The 21444-nt window shown below is 36.6% G+C and carries 22 protein-coding genes and 2 riboswitches; of the genes, 20 read left to right on the top strand and 2 right to left on the bottom strand.

What is annotated here, in order from left to right; genetic code table 11:
* Window positions 1-31 precede the first annotated feature (31 nt).
* The 17 genes from U9M49_RS19990 (at window position 32) to U9M49_RS19910 (ending at window position 16847) form a co-directional block, all read left to right on the top strand.
* Complete coding sequence (locus tag U9M49_RS19990; RefSeq protein ID WP_322910433.1) at window positions 32-1816, top strand: acyl-CoA dehydrogenase family protein; 1785 nt, start codon at window positions 32-34, stop codon at window positions 1814-1816.
* A 216-nt stretch (window positions 1817-2032) separates the two neighbouring features.
* Window positions 2033-2389: an arsenate reductase family protein gene (locus tag U9M49_RS19985; RefSeq protein ID WP_095371985.1), complete on the top strand. Its 357-nt coding sequence runs from the start codon at window positions 2033-2035 to the stop codon at window positions 2387-2389.
* 86 nt (window positions 2390-2475) lie between these two features.
* Complete coding sequence (gene gcvH, locus U9M49_RS19980; protein WP_095371986.1) at window positions 2476-2859, top strand: glycine cleavage system protein GcvH; 384 nt, start codon at window positions 2476-2478, stop codon at window positions 2857-2859.
* 145 nt (window positions 2860-3004) lie between these two features.
* Window positions 3005-3367, top strand: coding sequence for a toprim domain-containing protein (locus tag U9M49_RS19975; protein WP_416337112.1), 363 nt, complete (start codon window positions 3005-3007; stop codon window positions 3365-3367).
* Window positions 3368-3371: 4 nt separating this feature from the next.
* On the top strand, window positions 3372-3695 hold the full coding sequence (locus U9M49_RS19970; protein WP_095371988.1) for a thioredoxin family protein: 324 nt from the start codon (window positions 3372-3374) through the stop codon (window positions 3693-3695).
* 271 nt (window positions 3696-3966) lie between these two features.
* Window positions 3967-4302, top strand: coding sequence for a hypothetical protein (locus U9M49_RS19965; RefSeq protein WP_095371989.1), 336 nt, complete (start codon window positions 3967-3969; stop codon window positions 4300-4302).
* Between the two features lie 88 nt (window positions 4303-4390).
* Window positions 4391-4496, top strand: a riboswitch (SAM riboswitch).
* A gap of 80 nt (window positions 4497-4576) precedes the next feature.
* Window positions 4577-5893 (top strand): O-acetylhomoserine aminocarboxypropyltransferase/cysteine synthase family protein, encoded by a 1317-nt coding sequence (locus U9M49_RS19960; protein ID WP_095371990.1) that lies wholly within the window; start codon window positions 4577-4579, stop codon window positions 5891-5893.
* Between the two features lie 87 nt (window positions 5894-5980).
* Window positions 5981-6085: riboswitch (SAM riboswitch) on the top strand.
* A 113-nt stretch (window positions 6086-6198) separates the two neighbouring features.
* Entirely contained in the window at window positions 6199-7224 is a 1026-nt protein-coding gene (locus U9M49_RS19955; RefSeq protein ID WP_307318398.1) for a methionine ABC transporter ATP-binding protein, read from the top strand.
* Window positions 7217-7885, top strand: a complete 669-nt coding sequence (locus U9M49_RS19950; protein ID WP_095371992.1) for a methionine ABC transporter permease — start codon at window positions 7217-7219, stop codon at window positions 7883-7885. Before U9M49_RS19955 ends, U9M49_RS19950 begins: the two co-directional genes overlap by 8 nt.
* Window positions 7886-7898: 13 nt before the next feature.
* Entirely contained in the window at window positions 7899-8732 is an 834-nt protein-coding gene (locus U9M49_RS19945; RefSeq protein WP_095371993.1) for a MetQ/NlpA family ABC transporter substrate-binding protein, read from the top strand.
* Between the two features lie 707 nt (window positions 8733-9439).
* Window positions 9440-9580: a hypothetical protein gene (locus U9M49_RS19940; RefSeq protein WP_180316907.1), complete on the top strand. Its 141-nt coding sequence runs from the start codon at window positions 9440-9442 to the stop codon at window positions 9578-9580.
* A 434-nt stretch (window positions 9581-10014) separates the two neighbouring features.
* The gene (gene sufC / locus U9M49_RS19935) at window positions 10015-10797 is read left to right on the top strand and encodes a Fe-S cluster assembly ATPase SufC (RefSeq protein ID WP_095371994.1); all 783 of its coding nucleotides are present in this window, start codon (window positions 10015-10017) and stop codon (window positions 10795-10797) included.
* 17 nt (window positions 10798-10814) lie between these two features.
* Window positions 10815-12125 (top strand): Fe-S cluster assembly protein SufD, encoded by a 1311-nt coding sequence (sufD, locus tag U9M49_RS19930; protein WP_095371995.1) that lies wholly within the window; start codon window positions 10815-10817, stop codon window positions 12123-12125.
* Entirely contained in the window at window positions 12125-13354 is a 1230-nt protein-coding gene (locus U9M49_RS19925) for a cysteine desulfurase (RefSeq protein WP_095371996.1), read from the top strand. Before sufD ends, U9M49_RS19925 begins: the two co-directional genes overlap by 1 nt.
* On the top strand, window positions 13344-13787 hold the full coding sequence (gene sufU / locus U9M49_RS19920; protein WP_095371997.1) for a Fe-S cluster assembly sulfur transfer protein SufU: 444 nt from the start codon (window positions 13344-13346) through the stop codon (window positions 13785-13787). The genes U9M49_RS19925 and sufU overlap by 11 nt, the downstream gene beginning before the upstream one ends.
* 71 nt (window positions 13788-13858) lie before the next feature.
* Window positions 13859-15256, top strand: a complete 1398-nt coding sequence (gene sufB / locus U9M49_RS19915) for a Fe-S cluster assembly protein SufB (protein ID WP_095371998.1) — start codon at window positions 13859-13861, stop codon at window positions 15254-15256.
* A 502-nt stretch (window positions 15257-15758) separates the two neighbouring features.
* Window positions 15759-16847 (top strand): N-acetylmuramoyl-L-alanine amidase, encoded by a 1089-nt coding sequence (locus tag U9M49_RS19910; protein ID WP_095371999.1) that lies wholly within the window; start codon window positions 15759-15761, stop codon window positions 16845-16847.
* A 124-nt stretch (window positions 16848-16971) separates the two neighbouring features.
* Here U9M49_RS19910 and U9M49_RS19905 read toward each other — a convergent pair whose 3' ends face one another.
* Window positions 16972-17526: a TetR/AcrR family transcriptional regulator gene (locus U9M49_RS19905; RefSeq protein ID WP_307318389.1), complete on the bottom strand. Its 555-nt coding sequence runs from the start codon at window positions 17524-17526 to the stop codon at window positions 16972-16974.
* 117 nt (window positions 17527-17643) lie between these two features.
* Here U9M49_RS19905 and U9M49_RS19900 point away from each other — a divergent pair, with 117 nt between their 5' ends.
* On the top strand, window positions 17644-18441 hold the full coding sequence (locus U9M49_RS19900; RefSeq protein ID WP_322910431.1) for an SDR family oxidoreductase: 798 nt from the start codon (window positions 17644-17646) through the stop codon (window positions 18439-18441).
* 64 nt (window positions 18442-18505) lie between these two features.
* Here U9M49_RS19900 and U9M49_RS19895 read toward each other — a convergent pair whose 3' ends face one another.
* Window positions 18506-19810 carry a lysine N(6)-hydroxylase/L-ornithine N(5)-oxygenase family protein gene (locus tag U9M49_RS19895; protein WP_307318387.1) on the bottom strand — a complete coding sequence of 435 codons (1305 nt, stop codon included), beginning with the start codon at window positions 19808-19810 and terminating at the stop codon, window positions 18506-18508.
* Window positions 19811-19969: 159 nt separating this feature from the next.
* Here U9M49_RS19895 and U9M49_RS19890 point away from each other — a divergent pair, with 159 nt between their 5' ends.
* Entirely contained in the window at window positions 19970-20116 is a 147-nt protein-coding gene (locus U9M49_RS19890; protein WP_157733904.1) for a lmo0937 family membrane protein, read from the top strand.
* A gap of 355 nt (window positions 20117-20471) precedes the next feature.
* Window positions 20472-21440: an iron-siderophore ABC transporter substrate-binding protein gene (locus U9M49_RS19885; RefSeq protein WP_322910430.1), complete on the top strand. Its 969-nt coding sequence runs from the start codon at window positions 20472-20474 to the stop codon at window positions 21438-21440.
* Window positions 21441-21444: the final 4 nt, after the last annotated feature.

Here is a 21444-nt window from a genome sequence, read left to right as displayed (position 1 = left end):
GCATAAAGAATGAAGATGGAGGATGATGAACGTGTCAAATCAAACTGAAAAATTTATTAAAGGTGGAAGCTTTTTAATTGAAGATATTTCTTATGAAAATATGTACACACCAGAGGATTTTAGCGAAGAACAAATCATGATTGCGAAAACAACAGAAGATTATGTGACAAATGAAGTGGTCCCTCAAGTGGATTATTTAGAACAGCATGAATTCGATCGCTCTGTAAAACTATTGAAAAAAGCTGGTGACTTGGGCTTACTTGGTACAGATGTGCCAGAGGAATACGGTGGACTCGGTTTAGATAAGGTAAGTTCAGCACTTATCGCTGAAAAAATGTCACGTGTCGGTGGTTTCTCTATCTCACACGGTGCCCATGTAGGTATTGGTTCTCTTCCAATTGTATTGTTCGGAAATGAAGAGCAAAAGCAAAAATACTTACCGGTGCTTGCGACAGGTGAAAAATTAGCTGCTTATGCACTAACAGAACCAAGTTCAGGATCTGATGCATTAGGAGCAAAAACAACTGCTAAATTAAACGCAGAAGGCACACATTATGTATTAAATGGGGAAAAACAATGGATTACGAATGCTGGGTTTGCCGATGTGTTCGTTGTTTATGCCAAAATAAACGGTGACCAATTCACAGCTTTTATTGTTGAAAGAGAATATCCGGGTGTATCAACAGGTGCTGAAGAAAAGAAAATGGGTATTAAGAGCTCTTCTACAAGAACACTTATTTTAGAAGATGCACAAGTACCAGTTGAAAATGTACTAGGTGAAATTGGTCGTGGTCATGTCATTGCCTTTAACATTTTGAATATTGGTCGTTACAAACTTGGTGTAGGTGCAGTAGGTGGTTCTAAGCATGCCTTTAAATTAGGGGTAACTTACGCTAACCAACGTCAACAATTCAGTACTCCTATTTCTTCTTTTAATTTAACGAAGGAAAAATTCGGAACAATGGCAAGTAAAATTTATGCAGCTGAAAGCTCCGTTTACCGTACAGTGGGTCTATTTGATGACAGAATGAGTCAATTGAGTGATGAAGAAGTCAAAGACGGTAAAGAAGTAGCGAAGTCTATTGCTGAATATGCAATAGAATGCTCACTTAATAAGTTCTTCTCTACCGAAGTTCTAGATTATGTAGTTGATGAGGCAGTTCAATTACATGGTGGTTATGGCTTTATGGCAGAATATGAAGTAGAAAGAGCTTACCGTGATTCTAGAATCAATCGAATCTTTGAAGGAACAAACGAAATCAACCGTCTTTTAGTACCAGGAACGTATGTTAGAAAAGCAATGAAAGGTGAACTGCCTTTATTCGAAAAAGCAATGGCACTTCAAGAGGAATTGATGATGATGATGCCAGAAGAGCCAGGTTCTGAAGCATTAGAGCAAGAGAAATATCTTGTAAAGAACGCTAAGAAAATCGCATTACTTGCAGCAGGTTTATGTGCACAAAAATACGGAAAAGCTTTGGATAAAGAGCAAGAAGTTCTTGTGAATATTGCTGATCTGGTTTCTTACGCCTATTCTATGGAATCTACTGTTCTTCGTACTGAAAAAGCCATTGTAAAAGACGGAGTAGCAAAAGCTGAGCAAAAGCTATTATACACACAAATTTTCTGCCAAGAAGCATTTAATCAAATTGAGTTGATTGCGAAAGAAACTTTAGTAGGTGTGGAAGAAGGCGATACATTACGAATGATGCTTTCAGCGCTTAAGAAGTTTACGAGACATACTCCAACAAATGTAATTGCGAAAAAACGTCAAGCGGCTGAGAAAATTATTGAAGCTGAAAGGTTTGTAGTATAATATTTATCTTGAATAAAGTGAAGGAAAGTAACCTATTTACTTCCTCCATTTGCGAAGTTTATGACTTGAGGCTCAAGAACAAATTTGGGCCTCTTTGTTTTGTTTTTAATATGATAATAATTACAATTCTTCGTTATGAAAATAAAAAGAAATATGTTATGCTAATGAAACGATAGTATTCATGAATATAGGTATGATAAAATAGGTGGTGAAAACATGGCACTTACTTTCTATTGGTATCCAAAATGTGGTACTTGCCGAAAAGCGAAAAAATGGCTAGATGAACATGAAATAGCCTATGATGCAATACATATAGTGGAAAATCCTCCATCCCGCAAGGAATTAGAAGATCTTTACAAAAAGAGTGGGTTAGAGCTAAAAAAATTTTTCAACACAAGCGGTCAAAAGTATCGTGAGTTAGGATTAAAAGACCGAGTGAAAACGGCCTCAGAGTCGGAACTGTTAGATTTATTAGCATCGGATGGAATGTTAATTAAACGTCCATTAACAACGGATGGTACGAAAGTAACAGTCGGATTTAAAGAGCTAGAATTTGAACAAAATTGGCTGTAAATGGTGGATGCGCTTTATACGTTTTAAACGATCGTTTATTCGGTCATTAAAATAAACAATTTCCTAAATTAATGGAGGTATGAAACATGAGCACACCTAAAGAATTACGTTATTCAGAAGAACACGAGTGGGTAAAAACAGAAGGAGATAAAGTTCGTATTGGTATTACATACTTTGCTCAATCAGAACTTGGAGATATCGTATTTGTTGAGCTTCCAGAAGTAGGAGATGAAGTAACTGCTGATGAACCGTTTGGTAGCGTAGAATCTGTTAAAACAGTTTCTGAGTTATATGCACCAATTAGTGGTAAAATCGTTGAGATTAACGAAGAACTTAGCGATAGTCCAGAATTTGTGAATGAATCTCCTTACGAGAAAGCATGGATGATTGTTGTTGAGCCATCCGATGCAAGTGAAATTGACAAGCTAATGACAGCTGAACAATATGAAGAAATGACAAAAGAAGATTAATTGTAGTTAAATAAAGAAGGTCAAATCATTAAATGGTTTGACCTTTTTCTAAATTTCTATATAGACATACCAGATGAGTGCTGAAAAGTTTTCAAATGTAAAAAGGCTTACTATTATAAAATATATAAATGATATATATTAGGTGATGAGCATGCATATAGAACATGGCAATAAAGTGATTATTGTTGAAGGTAAATCTGACAAACGAAAAGTGAAAGGACTAATCAGAGAACCTGTAGAGATCTTATGTACAAATGGAACGATTGGCACTTCGAAGTTGGATGAATTAATTGATTATTTAATTGGGAAGGAAGTCTATATATTAGTCGATGCTGACACATCAGGAGAAAAACTTCGTAAACAATTTAAGAGAGAGTTACCAGAGGCAGAGCATATCTATATTGATAAAATGTATCGTGAAGTCGAGGCGGCACCTGCGCATCATTTAGCTACAGCCTTAATAAGTGCAAATATAGATATATATACCGAGTATTTAGATAAAGGATGATAACATGATTGACTGGTCAAACAATGACTTAAATGATTTGATCGCAAGGAAGCAATCCGGCTTATTTTATTTATTCACTCCTATGTGTGGGACATGTCAAGTTGCCGGGAAAATGCTAACAATTACTGAGCAACTGTTGCAGAACCTTCCTATAGGTAAAGCCGACCTGAATTTTTTGCCAGCAGTGGCAGAAAAGTATGAAATTGAAAGTGTACCGTGTTTACTTGTGTTTAAAAAAGGAGAGTTAGTTGATAAGCTTTATGCTTTCCATTCAGTACCTTATTTACTTGAACAAATTCAATCATATGAATTACAGTCTCAATTTTAAAACCACTTATTGTTTAGGAATAAGTGGTTTTCTTATGCTTTTAATCAAGGGGGGTTGCGTAAATGTTTAAATACACCCCTCACTCATTCTAGGCAGATGAATCGATGGGATATTTCTTTTTTCTGTCGATAAGTCTAGCTTTTGACATATTTCTCGGGAAATAGGTTGTGAACATTGTTGGAAATAAATGTTCTGTCAGTTAAAGTCGATAGTTAGGAGAAGGAAATCATTTCTTGGAACAGAATTATAGAATATAAGACGCGGGCTGGGGGTGGTTTCAATAGAGGAACTCATTTATCATTTCAATCAATCTTTAAGAGTAAATGATCATATTTTAATGATGTTAAAGGAACCTATAAGGATTCGAGTAGAATTAGAACAAAATCTAATGTATTTGACATTAGACCGTAAAAGGCTGCTAATTAAACATACTCGCCCATTGAAAAATTATCATATAAACATTCAAACTACTGCTGACCACTTTCATTCTTTGCTTCAAGGGCGTACGAGTCTAAAGAAACAAGTGGATGAAAAGCATATCATCCTTAAGTCGACTTTTAGACAATTATTAAAATTAGATGCCATTTTCGTATTAAATCAAAAATAATCATAAATACATCAAATGTCCTAAAAAAAGATTGACTTCCCAAAAAAAGGTTGTTATTCTATCCTTAGAATAATTAGAAAATTAAATATTCTTATCGAGAGTGGTGGAGGGACTGGCCCTATGAAACCCGGCAACCGGTTGTTTGATACACGGTGCTAATTCCAGCAGAGCATAAAAGCTCTGGTAGATAAGAAGAGATGATAAACCCTCTTCTTTGTGAAGAGGGTTTTTGGTCGTCTTTTCTTTCCAATTTAAAAAAGAGGAGAGATGTAAAATGGCAGAAAAAGAAAAGCAACTTCGATTTGAAACAATTGGTGTTCACGGTGGGCTAAAACCTGATCCAGTAACAGGGGCAAGAGCGGTCCCAATCTATCAAAATAATGCTTATCAATTCCAGAATACAGAGCATGCGCAAGACTTATTTGGCTTAAAAGAAACAGGATATATTTATTCTCGTATTCATAATCCAACGGTTACTGTGTTTGAGGAAAGAGTTGCATTGTTAGAAGGGGGAACAGGCGCATTAGCATTAGCAAGCGGGCAAGCAGCCATTTACTTAGCTCTTCTTAATATTGTTCAAGCGGGTGATGAAATTGTAGCTGCCTCTAATTTATATGGAGGTACATATAATTTATTTACAGTCACTTTACCAAAGTACGGCATCAACGTTAGGCTTATCGATATTAATAATGAAGAGGAACTACGAGCAGCAATCAATGAGAAGACACGAGCTGTATTTGCCGAAACCATTGGTAACCCGAGTTTACAAGTACTAGATATTGAAACAGTTTCAAATATCGCCCATGAACATGGTGTGCCGTTAGTGGTTGATAACACATTTGCAACTCCTTATCTATGTCGGCCAATTGAGCATGGCGCAGACATTGTTGTTCACTCTGCAACGAAATGGTTACTTGGGAATGGGACGACAATGGGGGGGATCATTGTTGACGGTGGTAAATTTGATTGGAACTCAGAGAAGTATCCAGGATTAAGTCAGCCGGATACAAGCTATAACGATATAGTATATAGTGAGGCACTGGGCCCTGTAGCATATATTACTAAAGCGAGAGTGCAGCTTCTAAGAGATTTAGGTCCAGCACTAAGTGCACAAAGCGCCTTCCAATTTACGTTAGGTTTAGAAACGTTAACGGTTCGAATGAAAGAACATATTGCTAATACGAAAAAAATTGTGCAATATTTAAATAATCATCCTGCTGTTAATTGGGTACTTTATCCGGGCGATGACAACCATCCTAATAAAGAATTAGCAGACAAATATTTATCTAAAGGTGCAGGGGCAGTTGTCGTTTTTGGCATATCTGGTGGGCGTGAAGCAGGTGCGAAGGTTATTAATTCGGTTGAGCTGTTCGCACATGTAGCGAATGTAGGTGATGCAAAAAGTCTTATTATACATCCAGCAAGCACAACGCATCAACAACTTAATCAGGATGGGTTAAAACAAGCAGGTGTACCTGAAGACTTAATCCGATTATCAATTGGAATTGAAAATGTAGAAGATTTGATCGATGATCTTGAATCTGCTATTGAAGCGGCAACCGGTATTGCTTCATTAAATATAAGGGTCTAACAACTATTATTTCAGATTTGACACCTACTTCAATGACATGATACTATTACACAGGTACACAAAAAAATTCAATATATTCATAGTTTGCTCTTATTTAGAGAGGTGGAGGGAAGTGCCCTTTGAAGCCCGGCAACCGTCATTTAATTGAAATGGTGCCAATTCACTCAAAGCATTAGCTTTGAAAGATGAGAGAAAGGAATTTTCATAACAAGCCTTTCTGCTCATAAGCAGGAAGGCTTTTTTTATAAACAATGGATATGCTATAAATGTGTTGGTTTTTCTGGATTGAAGAGGTGAAGTATAAAATGATTTCAATAAAAGATGTAAAAAAGATTTTCTCAACGAAAAACGGGAAAGTAAATGCAGTAGACAATGTTAACCTCGAAATTAACGAGGGTGAAATATTCGGTGTAATCGGGTACAGTGGTGCGGGTAAAAGTACATTGATTCGTATGTTAAATGGACTTGAAATCCCGACTGAAGGCGTTGTATCTGTAGCTGGGAATGAAGTTTCTCGCATAAAAGGTGCTAGCTTAAGAAAGGCTAGACAAGAAATAAGCATGATTTTCCAACATTTTAATTTATTGTGGTCTCGAACAGTACGAGAAAACATTGCGTTTCCATTAGAAATTGCTGGTGTACCTAAGAAAGCGCGACTAGAGAGAGTTAATGAATTAATTAAATTGGTTGGACTAGATGGTCGAGAGGATGCCTATCCCTCGCAATTAAGCGGTGGACAAAAACAGCGAGTAGGTATTGCTAGAGCACTTGCCAATAATCCTAAAGTACTGTTATGTGATGAGGCGACAAGTGCTCTAGATCCGCAAACAACTGATAGTATTCTCGACTTACTTGTTGATATTAATGAACGTTTAGGGTTAACTATTGTGTTAATTACGCATGAAATGCATGTCATTCGCAAGATTTGCCACCGTGTGGCTGTCATGGAAGGTGGAAGAATTGTTGAAATTGGCGAAGTGCTAGATGTGTTCCAAAAGCCAAAAGAACCTATTACGAAGCGATTTGTTCAACAAGTGACCGAACCGGAAGAAACGAAGGAAACGATTACACATTTACTGAGTGCTTATCCAAATGGCCAAATTGTTCAACTTGGATTTGTAGGTGGTTCAGCGGAACAACCATTAATCACAAACTTAATTCGCCACTACAATGTAACAGTGAATGTATTACAAGGAAAGATATCCCAAACACAAAGTGGCTCTTACGGTACCTTATTTATTCATATAGATGGAGAGACGGATGAGGTTACCCGCGCGATTGAATATATTCATTCGCAGAAGGTTGGCGTGGAGGTGATTTCCCATGCTTAATGAATGGCTACCAAATGTGGATTGGGAAAGAATGTGGGAAGCAACAAAAGAAACTTTATATATGACAAGTATTTCTGTTATAGCCACGTTTATTTTAGGAATTATTCTTGGATTACTTTTGTTCTTAACCTCTAAAGGTAATATATGGCAAAATCAGCTAGTTAATAAGATCATTGCGGCATTCGTCAATGTCTTTCGATCCATTCCGTTTTTAATCTTGATTGTGTTATTAATCCCTTTCACAAAAATGATTTTAGGGACAATGATTGGTGAAAATGCAGCATTACCAGCACTCATTATTGGTGCAGCACCTTTCTATGCAAGAATGGTGGAAATTGGCTTACGTGAGATTGATAAAGGTGTCATTGAAGCCTCTAAATCGATGGGTGCAAAAACAAGTACAATTATATGGAAAGTACTCATCCCTGAATCTATGCCAGCGCTTGTTTCGGGTATTACCGTTACAGCGATTGCGCTAGTCGGATATACGGCAATGGCAGGTGTCATAGGTGCAGGAGGATTAGGGAACCTTGCCTACTTAGAAGGTTTCCAAAGAAGTAGATATGACGTTGTATGGATTGCAACGATTATTATCTTAATTATCGTGTTTATCATCCAAATGATTGGTGATTTGATTACTTCCAAACTAGACAAACGATAGGAGAGCTAAAAAAATGAAAAAATGGTTATCTGTTTTAATGATTGCAGCTGTTGCATTATTTATTGCTGCCTGTGGATCTTCAGATGAAGGTAGCGAAGGATCTGATGAAGGAACAAAAACATTAAAAATTGGGGCATCTAACGTACCGCATGCTGAAATCCTTAATGAAGCAAAACCTTTATTAGAAGAAAAAGGAATTGAGCTGGATATCACAACGTTCCAAGATTATATTGTACCGAACCAAGCGTTAGAGGGTGGCGATATTGATGCGAACTATTTCCAACATATCCCTTATTTAGAATCTCAAATGGCTGAAAATGATTATGATTTTGTTAATGCTGGTGGTGTTCATATCGAGCCAATTGGTGTTTATTCACAAGAATATGATAGCTTAGATGATCTTCCAGAAGGAGCAACAGTTATTATGAGTAGCTCTGTACCTGACCATGGTCGTATTTTGACAATGTTAGAAAAGGAAGGTTTGATTACACTAAAAGCTGATGTCGATAAAACGACAGCGACAATTGATGATATTGAGGAAAATACGAAAAATCTAAAGTTTGATACGGAGTATGAAGCAGCACTTCTTCCACAAATATATAATAATGGAGAAGGTGACGCAGTTCTAATTAACTCTAACTATGCAATTGATGCTGGCTTAAATCCAGTGGAAGATGCAATTGCACTTGAAGAAAGTGATTCTCCATATGTGAATGTAATCGCAGTTAGAGCTGGGGATGAAGACAAAGAAGAAATAAAAGCACTACTAGAAGTATTACACTCTGAAGAAATCCAAAGTTTCATTGAAGAACAATATGAAGGTGCAGTTGTACCTGTTACTGAATAATAGAAATTTATTAAAGAAGTCTACTTAGTTGTAGGCTTCTTTTTTTGGTAAGGCGATGTATAGGGGCTAACTAGTACAATTGATGCAAATAAAGGTAGATTAGACGGCTTTTGGAGAATCCTAAATTCGGTTTGATAGAAACAAGTAGTGAGGGAAATTCGTATTATTAAGAAAGAAAATAATAAATGAAGTGTACAAGCTTTTCCCCCATGATCGGATTTCCGCGTTCATTAAGGTTAAGGATACGAAAAATTGCTAATAAAAGCGGCTTGCGCACGAGAGAGAAAATTGCAAAGATAGCAGAACAAAAACCGATTAGATCGTATATCAGAAGTGAAAATAGAAATCTTAATAAAAAACAAATAATAATTCTCTGTATATTGCTTAATCTTACAAAGGTGACCTTAACTGTTGATTAGAGGTGTTTTGCACAGACAAACTAGTCATTCCTAACTTTTGTATGAGTAAAGGTGAATATTTGTAAGTATTGACCCATGAATTTATGAATAAAAGAGGTGGATAAAACCAATCACGATAAATTCAGTAAAAAAGCGTATTTTCGTGTTTTATCGTGTTTGAGTCGGGTAAGTTTATAGTGTAGTATTTTTATTGTAATCATTATAACGCTTTAAACGGCGAAAATTTGAAAGGATTGATTCATTATTAGTCAGCTACAGCTGAATTACACAAGCGAAATGGAAAAGGCCATGCACGGAGCATATGGAGTAGGTTATGAAACGTATTGCCAAAGACAGGATGTAAGGATGCGCGTAGAAAAACAGCGTGAAAAAGATTACTTAAAGAGTCAAAGAATTGTTGCCGATATCGAACGTAAAGCACATGCTTAAATAAAGAGGAGAGCTGTCAGTTAGACGGCTCTTTTTGTATATAATAAATGAAAATGAGATTTAATTACGTCAATGTTAAGGTGGCGTGAAACCATATATTGTGTAAAAATCTGGTTTCTTTTGTTTATATAATTGCTTATGAACAAGATGATTATGCCGATTTTAATTTGGACATAAATGCAAGTAGAAAAGAACTTAACAATAAGTCATATATAAATAGAAGAAAAATGAGTTATTTTCGCTAAATTTAGTGTAGAATAATGGATGGTGATAGGTTTACAACATATACATAGTGGAAATATCGTCTAATATGTGCAAAGAGTTGATATCACATTTAATTTGTTATAAGATTGTAATGAGAATAAAGTGAGAATTAAACTAGAAATGAGATTTGACTTAACAGTGCAAATCTTTTTTATTACGGAGGTATAAACATGGCATCTACATTAACAATTAAAGACCTTCATGTTGAAATTGAAGGAAAAGAGATTTTAAAAGGTGTTAACCTTGAGATAAAGGGTGGAGAAATCCACGCAATTATGGGTCCTAACGGAACAGGTAAATCAACATTATCTTCCGCAATTATGGGACATCCGAAATATGAAGTAACAAAAGGAAGTATTATTTTAGATGGTGAAGATGTACTTGAAATGGAAGTAGATGAGCGCGCGCGCGCAGGTCTATTCCTAGCAATGCAGTACCCAAGTGAAATCAGTGGCGTAACAAATGCAGATTTTTTACGTTCCGCAATTAATAGCCGTCGAGAAGAAGGCGAAGAGATTTCTCTAATGAAATTCATTCGTAAAATGGATAAAAACATGGAGTATCTTGAAATGGATACAGATATGGCCCAACGTTACTTAAACGAAGGCTTCTCTGGTGGGGAGAAAAAACGTAATGAAATCCTACAGATGATGATGATTGAGCCTAAAATTGCGATTCTTGATGAAATTGATTCTGGATTAGATATCGATGCATTGAAAGTCGTTTCTAAAGGGATTAACGAAATGCGCGGTGAGGAATTTGGTTGCTTAATTATTACTCACTACCAACGTCTATTAAACTACATCACGCCTGATCACGTGCATGTAATGATGCAAGGTCGTGTCGTTAAGTCTGGTGGACCAGAATTAGCACAAAGACTAGAAGCTGAAGGTTATGACTGGATTAAAAAAGAATTAGGTATTGAAGACGAATCAGTTGAGCAAGAAGCGTAAGAGTTAGGAGGATCACTATGTCAACAGAAATAAAGTTACCATTTGATAAAGAATACGTACATTCTTTTTCAAAAGATATGGGCGAGCCTGCATGGATGACAGATCTCCGTGTAAACGCACTGGAGAAAGCTGAAGATCTTCCAATGCCTAAGCCTGATAAAACAAATATTTCAAAATGGAATTTCACTCAATTTGATAAGCATATCGTGGGAAGTGAAGATTACTCTTCATTAACTGACTTGCCAGAAGAAGTAAGAAGCTTAATCAATTTAGAATCAGCTGACCAAAATTTATATATTCAGCGTAATAATCGTCCGGCATATATCTCTTTATCAAAGACAGTTCTAGATCAAGGTGTTATTTTCACCGACATCTTTACTGCTGCTAGAGAGCACGGAGATCTGTTACAAAAATATTATATGACAGATGGGGTAAAGGTTGACGAACATAAGTTAACAGCTTTACATGCTGCACTGATGAATGGTGGCGTATTTGTCTATATTCCTAAAAATGTAGAAATCAAAGAGCCACTACACTCTGTATTTATTCACGACGATCAAGAAGCAAACCTGTTCAATCATGTATTATTGGTTGCTGAAGATAATAGTTCTGTTACTTATGTAGAAAACTACATTTCAACAATGGAAGAAAGCAAAGGCATTTTTAACATCATTTCCGAAGTTGTTGCTAATACAAATGCAAAAGTAACTTATGGAGCGGTAGACACTTTATCTGCTGGAACTACTGTATATGTGAATCGTCGCGGAGTTGCTGGCCGAGATGCACGTATTGAATGGGCATTAGGCTTAATGAATGATGGCGATACAGTATCTGATAATAAAACGAATTTAATCGGCGATGGTTCATATGGAGATATGAAAACAGTCGTTGTAGGTCGCGGGAAACAAACGCAAAACTTTACAACAAACATCGTACACTTTGGTAAAGCATCTGAAGGTTACATCTTAAAACATGGTGTAATGAAGGATGCAGCTACTTCCATCTTTAATGGAATTGGTAAAATTGAGCACGGAGCGACAAAGGCAAATGCAGAACAAGAATCTCGTGTATTAATGCTAAGCGAAAAAGCACGTGGAGATGCGAATCCAATTCTATTGATTGATGAAGATGATGTAACAGCTGGTCACGCAGCTTCTGTTGGTCGTGTCGACCCGTTACAATTATATTATTTGATGAGTCGTGGTATTTCACAAAAAGAAGCAGAACGCCTTGTTATTCATGGCTTCCTTGCTCCAGTAGTTAATGCTCTTCCTATCGAAGGGGTTAAAAAGCAATTAACAGCTGTGATCGAAGGGAAAGTTCAATAATGAATGCAAAAGAGATTCGCGAGCTATTTCCAATACTAAATCAAGAAGTCAATGGCCATCCATTAGTGTATTTAGATAGCGGTGCTACATCACAAAAACCAATTCAAGTGATTGAAGCGGTACAAAAATATTATCATAACGATAATTCAAATGTTCATAGAGGTGTACACACTTTAGGTACAAGGGCTACTGACGGCTATGAAGGCGCCAGAGAAAAAGTCCGCAAGTTTATCAGGGCAAAATCCACTGAAGAAATTATCTTTACTAGAGGAACAACGACTAGTATAAATAAAGTGGCTGCAAGCTATGCGAGAGCGAATCTTTCAGAAGGGGATGAGATTGTTATCTCCTATATGGAGCACCATAGTAATATTATTCCTTGGCAACAAGTGGCTAAGGAAACTGGTGCAACATTAAAATATTTACCATTACAAGAAGATGGAACAATTGCTCTGAGTGATGTTTCCGCTACAATTACAGACCAAACGAAAATTGTTTCTGTTACACTGGTATCTAACGTATTGGGTGTAATCAATCCTATTAAAGATATTGCCAAAATTGCTCATCAGCATGGAGCTGTAATGGTTGTTGATGCTGCACAAGGGGCACCGCATTTAAAAATTGATGTGCAAGATCTAGATTGTGATTTTCTTGCTTTTTCAGGACATAAAATGTGTGGACCTACTGGTATTGGTGTTCTTTATGGAAAGAAACAACTTTTAGAAAATATGGAGCCAGTTGAATTTGGTGGCGAAATGATTGATTTTGTCGGCTTATATGAGTCTACATGGAAAGAACTTCCGTGGAAGTTTGAAGGTGGCACACCAATCATTGCTGGAGCGATTGGACTAGGTGCAGCGATTGATTTCTTGGAAGAAATTGGTTTAGACCAAATTGAGGCTCATGAACATAAGCTTGCTGCTTATGCTTTAGAGAGACTTTCTGAAGTAGAAGGCATGAAAATTTTCGGTCCAAAAACAGCAGCAAATCGTGCAGGGATTGTTACATTTAATTTAGATGATGTTCACCCGCATGATGTGGCAACGGTATTAGACGCTGAAGGAATCGCTATTAGAGCGGGACATCATTGTGCACAGCCGTTAATGAAATGGTTGAAGCAATCAGCAACAGCTAGAGCAAGCTTCTATTTATATAACACAGAAGAAGATATTGATAAGCTTACAGCAGGGCTTATTAAAACGAAGGAGTATTTCAGCGATGTCTTTTAATAACTTAGATACCCTCTATCGCCAAGTGATTATGGATCACTACAAGAACCCTCGAAACAAAGGCGTGCTTGAAGATGATAGCTTAACAGTTAATATGAATAATCCGACTTGTGGAGATAGAATTCAGTTAACCTTAAAGCTCGAAGATGGGAAAGTCGCTGATGCCAAATTTGAAGGTGAAGGCTGTTCTATCTCAATGTCATCGGCATCTATGATGACACAGGCGATTAAGGGAAAAACAAAGGAAGAAGCAGTAAAGCTATCTCATATTTTTTCTGATATGATGCTTGGGAAAGATTATGACGACGATATCGATTTGGGTGATATTGAAGCACTTCAAGGTGTTTCCCAATTTCCGGCACGTATTAAGTGTGCGACACTAGCGTGGAAGGCGATGGAAAAGGGAATGAACGAGGAAGATACAGCTAAGTAGTCATAGAGTTGTGACGTTAAAATAAATCATGGTGAAGGATTTTTCTAACCATAAGAATGGAGGAATACGAAATGGCAAAAAAAGCACCTGAAATCGGCGATTACAAGTATGGATTTGCCGATAAGGACATTTCCATTTTCCGGTCAAAACGCGGTTTAACTAAAGAAATCGTGCAAGAGATTTCTAAAATGAAGGAAGAGCCTCAATGGATGCTTGACTTCCGATTAAAATCTTTAGAGCACTTCTACAATATGCCAATGCCTCAATGGGGTGGCGATCTATCAGCACTAAACTTTGATGAGATTACGTATTATGTAAAACCATCTGAGAAAACAGAGCGTTCTTGGGATGAGGTACCTGAAGAAATCAAACAAACTTTTGATAAGTTAGGTATTCCAGAAGCGGAGCAAAAATATCTTGCTGGGGTTTCAGCTCAATACGAATCTGAGGTTGTTTACCATAATATGCAAGAGGATCTTGAGTCAAAAGGAATTGTCTTTAAAGATACAGATTCTGCCCTACGTGAAAACGAAGATATTTTCCGTGAGCACTGGGCAAAGGTAATCCCACCGACAGATAATAAATTCGCTGCATTAAACTCAGCGGTATGGTCTGGTGGTTCATTCATCTACGTTCCTAAAGGAATTAAAGTAGACACACCATTACAAGCTTACTTCCGTATTAACTCTGAGAATATGGGTCAGTTCGAGCGTACGTTAATCATTGTAGATGAAGGCGCACATGTACACTATGTTGAAGGTTGTACAGCACCTGTTTATACAACAAATTCACTGCATAGTGCCGTAGTTGAAATTATCATCAAAAAAGGCGCATATTGCCGTTATACAACAATTCAAAACTGGGCAAATAACGTGTTTAACCTCGTTACAAAACGTGCAGTTTGTGAAGAAAATGCAACAATGGAATGGATTGATGGTAACATCGGATCCAAACTAACGATGAAATATCCAGCCGTTATTCTTAAAGGTGAAGGCGCTCGTGGTATGACATTGTCCATCGCATTAGCAGGTAAAGGACAACACCAAGATGCAGGTGCGAAAATGCTACACTTAGCACCTAATACATCTTCGACAATTGTCTCTAAATCAATTGCTAAACAAGGTGGTAAAGTAACTTACCGTGGAATTGTTCAATTTGGACGTAAAGCAACTGGCGCACGTTCAAATATTGAATGTGATACATTAATTATGGATAATCAGTCAACTTCTGATACGATCCCTTATAATGAAATCATGAATGACAATATTTCATTAGAGCACGAAGCAAAGGTATCTAAAGTATCTGAAGAACAACTATTTTATCTAATGAGCAGAGGTATTTCTGAAGAAGAGGCAACAGAAATGATTGTTATGGGCTTCATCGAACCATTTACAAAAGAACTTCCAATGGAATATGCTGTTGAAATGAACCGTCTTATCAAGTTCGAGATGGAAGGTTCAATTGGATAAATGCTTAAAACCCTTATTATATAAGGGTTTTTTGTTTGGAGTAATAGAGGAAAAATACGTTCGTGCCGATTCAGATTATTTTCTCGTTTATTTTTAGTATATGAGGCGAACTTTTTTAGTTCGTCTTCTTTTTTTGAGTTTAAGTCAGAGGTTATTTATGGTTTAATCAGTCATGCTACTTTTTCATAATTGTCTACAGAAGTGAGATGCATGCAAGTAATTTCTCCACTCGTTCGTTTTTTGTCATAATTTTTGAATGTCGATTATGTTTTTAGGTTACTACGCTATTTTGGGAAGCCAAATGCATTTGCATTAACAACACGGTTGAAACAATAGAGTAGCAAATGCGTCTTTTATACTCAAATCAGTAAATTGATCATTATATCTTTTCACTCCTCCATTCTATAGAGAAAATAGGCTTTCTATATGTATTTTTTATGAAGGGCTGTCCACACGGGCAGTCCTTTTTACTTATATATTATAGAAAGGAGAGTGTTTTTATATGGTTAATGTGATAAAGCAGCTGGTATCTCAGGAAGTGGTTAATCAACGCTCTTATGGTAAAGGGAACAAAATTCAATATATAACACCACATCAAACAGGAAATATGGGAATCGGAGCAAATGCACAGATGCATGCTAATTTACAGTCGAACTTAAATTCAAGACAAGCTAGTTGGCACTACCAAGTGGATGATCGCATGGTAATTCAGTCATTTGAAGATGATGTGATGTGCTGGGCAGCAGGAGATGGGCGAGGTCCGGGGAATACGGCGTCGATTCATATTGAAATGTGCATCAATGCCGATGGAGATTATGAACAGACAATCAATAATGGAGCAGCATTAGTCAAAATGTTGATGGACAAGTATGGGTTGGATCGGAGTAGAATTAAACAACATCACGATTGGTCAGGGAAAAACTGCCCCGCACAATTGCGCGCGGGTTATAAGGGCATTACATGGGAGGATTTTTTGAATAAAGTAGATGGGGTGCAGGAAGAGGAAAATTTCGGATCCCCTTCCCCCGGTCCTAATCAGCCGAAACCAAAACCAAAACCGGTTGAGAATGGAAATAGTATTGTCGACTATCTTAACGCACAAGGGATCGACTCATCTTTCAAGAATCGAGCAATATTAGCAAAGCAATATGGGATGAATAATTATCAAGGTACGGCGGCGCAAAACATTGCTTTATTAGAAAAAATCAAAAAAGGAGTGCCGAAGAAGCCACAAATAGCCCCGAAAGCGAATCTGAATGTGGACGGAAAATGGGGAAAATCAACAACGAGAGCACTACAAAAAGCACTTGGTACTCCTGTTGATGGTATCATCAGTAATCAGCCGAAAAATAGTGTAACGAATGCCTTCTATGATGGAACGATTCACTTTGCTAGTGGAAAACAAGGAAGTCCGATGGTAAAAGCATTACAACGAATGATTGGTGCAAATCCTGATGGTTTTATGGGTCCTCATACAGTAAGAGCGTTACAAATATATTTGGGGACGGTTGTTGATGGTGTACTAAGTCGTCCATCCCTCGTTGTAAAAGAAATGCAACGACGACTAAATGCAGGAACTTTTGTTAAATAAATGAAGATAAAATAAAAAGCAAGGTTACTTTAATGGAAGTATTCACCTTGCTTTTTTTATATTATTGCATAGAGAAATTCAATTGACTTGTATATCCAAAGAATAAAGATCCTTAATGGAATAATCATTTTTCCTTAGAGTTCGCCGTTTTCATGTTTGTATGTGAAGCTGACCAATCTGTCGTCCCTATTTTTCTTAATTCAATAGCAGCTTCCTCAGGTGTCATTTGAAAAGAGTCATATACCCATTCAGCCAGAAAGCCAACTGTGCCATAGCTAGAAAAGGAGGCGTAACTTTTATGGTTATAGACATGCATTAATGCTGCAGATAGTTCTCGTGATAATTGGTGAATGAATTGTGGGTTTTTTAACTGTTCTTTATAAAAAGATTGATAAGAAAAGACATGATTACATATATCCTTGGTTGTTTCTTCAACCTTTAAATGGGGATGGTGCATTTTTTTAGCTTGAGGATAAAAGGCTAAAAATTCGTTGATAATGTCCTTTGAGAGTTGCTCAAGCAAATCATATTTATCATAGTAATAGACATAGAAGGTAGAGCGACTAATGCCTGCTCTTTTTACAATCTCTTTTACTGTTATAGAAGAGAATGTCTTTTGATGTAATAGCTCTAGTAGTGCTGTGATGATATAAGCTTTCGCAGATGTATTTTGTAGCATTGCTTCCTCATCTCCTTAAATTGGACATTTAGTGTGAAAATGTCGTTTGTTTGTATTGGCTTGTTTTTTTACAATTATAAGTGATAGTAAATTGAAGTATAACGGAGGGGAACATAAGTGACAAATGTTCATGTAATAACTGGTGGTACAGGTGGCATGGGAAAAGCGATTGCAGAAGCGTTAAACAAGGAAGATATCTATTTGCTCGCCGATGTGAATGAAGAGAGATTAAAACAGACCCAACAAGAGTTAAATGACAAAGGAATCGCTCAAGTACATTATCAAACAGTAGATATAACAGATCAAGAAAATGTTCGAGCATTGGTGCAAAAGGCTGATTCATTAGGTGAGTTAAAGTCCATCATCAATACAGCTGGATTATCACCGACGATGGCTGATGCGAAAAGAATTGTTGATGTTAATTTAAAAGGAACAAGTATCATTTTAGATGCCTTCTATGAAATCGCACAAAAAGGGACAGTTGCCGTCTGTATTTCCTCAATGAGTGGACATATGGTGCCAAAGGAAGGGCCGTATAGCGAAATACTAAAGGCGCCGTTAGCTGAAGATTTACACAAGAAGATGGAGCCTTTCTATCAAACGAATTCTGGTGCTGCCTATAGCTTTTCGAAATTAGGTGTTTTATTAATTGTAGAAGACCAAGCATGGAAGTGGGGACAGAAAGGGGCGCGAATTGTTTCTGTTTCTCCAGGTACGATAAATACACCAATGGGTAGACAGGAAGCTAGTCAATCTGAGCAAATGAAGATGTTACTAGAAAAAACACCTTTGCAGCGTGAAGGAGAATCAACTGAAATTGCTTCAGCCGTTGCGTTTCTAGTGAGTGATGCTGCAAGTTATATTACTGGAACTGATTTAAGAGTCGATGGTGGCACTGTCGCTAACCTAAAATAAAAAAGAAACCCTGCTGAATAGACTTTCATCTGCAGGGTTTCTTTATTGACTGTCTCAACATTGACTAGTGTTTCGGTGAAAATTGCTGAAAAACCGTTTTTGTTGGTTCAGGGTATATTTCTTTTCCAACAATTGAATTGATGATTTTTTGATTTCTTAGAACAGATAGGCCTAGATTTGTTGCACTAGCCCCGTGAGAATGCTCGATATTGGTTAAGGTATAGATATGATTTGTTTTCTTTTTCTTAAAGTCAATTTGATAATTTTCCGTTACTTTGAATCGTTTATTGTCTTCCCAAATAATTTCATCGGCAAATTGTGATAACCAATTCGGTAGGGCGGGTTTATAACCAGTTGCTAAGACGACCTTTTCCGTTTGATGAGTAAATTTTTTCTCCTGCTGCCATTGTTGACAATGTAGATGGTACGTCTTCTCTATTTTCTCTATTTTCTTCGCTTCTGTTAAGGGTTGGATAGTTACATTGAGTTTTTCTCCACTAATAGAACGATGGTAAAGCAGATTATAAATTTTCTTTAAAGTTTCGGGGTCAATGCCATTCCGTAGTTGATTTAAAGAATCTAATGCTTCTAGACGATGGTCAAAATCAAGTTGATGGAAATAATGAATATATTCAGGCGAGAAAAATTCTTTCCCTAATTTGGCATCTTCTTTTTGAAAAAGGCCTGAAGATCTTGTAAACCATGTTAGTTCATAATCGTGGTTTTTCTGATCTAACAATAAGTCGTAAAAAATCTCAGATGCACTTTGACCAGAACCGATTACAGTGACTGAATGCGCACTTTTCAATTGCTTCTCATGAAACAAATACTCACTTGAGTGACTAATATCATTGTTTGGCCAATCTCCATCTAATCCCTTTGGAACCATTGGTATACTGCCAGTTCCGATAATGAGATTCTTTGTTAAATAGTTGGATACTTCTTTTTTTAGTAGATTCTCTACAGTTACTTGATAAAGATGATCTTTTGTTTCTATCACATTTGTTACACGATGGCTGAAATAACAATGTGATAATTGATGGGCTACCCAACTACAATAGTCACTATATTCTTTGCGCGGAATGTTGAATTGGTTGAAAAAGTAGAACGCATATAAGCGCTCATGAGTATGTAAATAATTGATAAATGTATATGGACTAGTTGGGTCGGCAAATGTTACTAAATCAGCTAAAAAGGGTGTCTGTAAATCTGTGCCCTCTATAAGCATACCTGGATGCCATACAAACTCCTCTTCTTGTTCAAAAAATAATCCATCTATCTCTTTGACTTGATCAGTTAAAGCTGCAAGACTTAAATTAAAAGGCCCTAAGCCAATGCCAATAAAGTCATAAACGACAGGTGTGCCCAATAGTATCCCTTCTTCCGTTAATAGGTGAAATATCTATTCTGTATTTTCCCTTCCTCTCATATATTCTAAACATAGAGAAATGTTCTGTAGGTTTAAGTGTTTTTTTTCTGGGGTATGTAAGAGTATCGAACAAATACACAACAGAAAGGACAATGTAAAATGCTCTGGACGATTATCGGTATTTTAATTATTTTATGGATTTTGGGATTTAGCTTTGATGTCGCAGGAGGACTTGTCCACCTATTATTAGTTATTGCACTCGTCGTTTTATTATTCCAATTAATTACTGGAAGACGTAGACCTTAACGGGACATCTGAGGGTAAATAATATAAGAACGAACGCCCACCTTAATGAAGGTGGGCGTTTTCATTGTGTCATTTGATTGAAGAAATGTTCATTCAAGATATGATATCGATTATATACGATTTTATTAAAGATAAGAGCATTTAAAATGATTAAAGAATGAATAGTAGTGTGAGCAATAAAAATAGTGTATTGCCAAACGCTATTTTTTACATTAAAATGAGAATGATTATCATTGTTGAAAGGTTAAAATCAAATTAAATTCTCAAATGATTAGCTTTTAATATTTCGGAATTTTCTTCACTTTGAATGAGTTTGCTATGATAATTAATTTTTTTGGAAATGGAGCTTTGATTAATGAAGAAATTATATTTTATTATGCTTTTATTTGTACTCATTTTAGCTGGTTGTATGCAAAAGGAAGAAGAGAGTAATAGTGGAGAAGAGAATAATAACAATCAAACGATTGTCATTGAAGATGCGTCAGGTGAACGCAGCTTTGAAGGAGTTCAGGAGAAAGTAGTTGCTCTTGAATGGAGCGTGGCTGAAGAGTTATTAGCTGTTGGTGTACAACCAGCTGCAGTAGCTGATGTAGAGGGGTTTAATAAGTGGGTAACAATTGACGCTAAATTAGATGATAGTGTTGTGGATATTGGTTTAAGAACAGAACCAAATATTGAAGAAATAGCAAAGTTAGAGCCCGATGTGATTATTGGTATGGAATATCAAGAACAGTTTAAAGCGGACCTTGAAAAAATAGCTCCTGTAGTGATTTTTGATAGTTCTACAGAGGAAGCTCAAAAAGACTTATATGCTTACATGTTACATACATTAAAGCAGACAGGTAAGCTAGTAGGTAAAGAACAAGAGGCTGACGAGGCAGTTGCTCATTTAGAGGAAAAAATGGCAGAAGCGAAAGAGAATATATCTGCAGCTCAATTAAAGACAAATGAATTTGTTTTTACACAAGCTTATTCTGCGAATCAAGCCCCGACCTTTCGATTATTTACAGAAAACTCAACGGTGAGCCATACACTTGAAGGTATAGGATTGACGAATAAAATACAGGACCAAGATCCTCAGCCGAGTGGTTTTATTACAACAAATGTAGAGGGTGTATCTAAGTACGAAGAAGCTATATTTCTTCATACTGTACAAAAAGATGATCCGTTATTTAATAATTTAGAAGGAAACAAAGCTTGGAATTCTTTATACTTTGTAGAAAATGATTTGATGTACGATGTAGGCGCAGGTGTGTGGACGTTTGGTAGTGTTCTTTCTATGGAAACTTTAGTTGATCATGTTGAAGAGACATTAGTGAAGTAATGTT

Source organism: Cytobacillus sp. OWB-43, from assembly GCF_034651445.1.
In the GTDB taxonomy this organism is placed as follows: Bacteria; Bacillota; Bacilli; order Bacillales; family Cytobacillaceae; genus Cytobacillus; species Cytobacillus kochii.
Note: the sequence above shows the minus strand (reverse complement) of the source record. Positions and strands in the feature narration are given on the sequence as shown.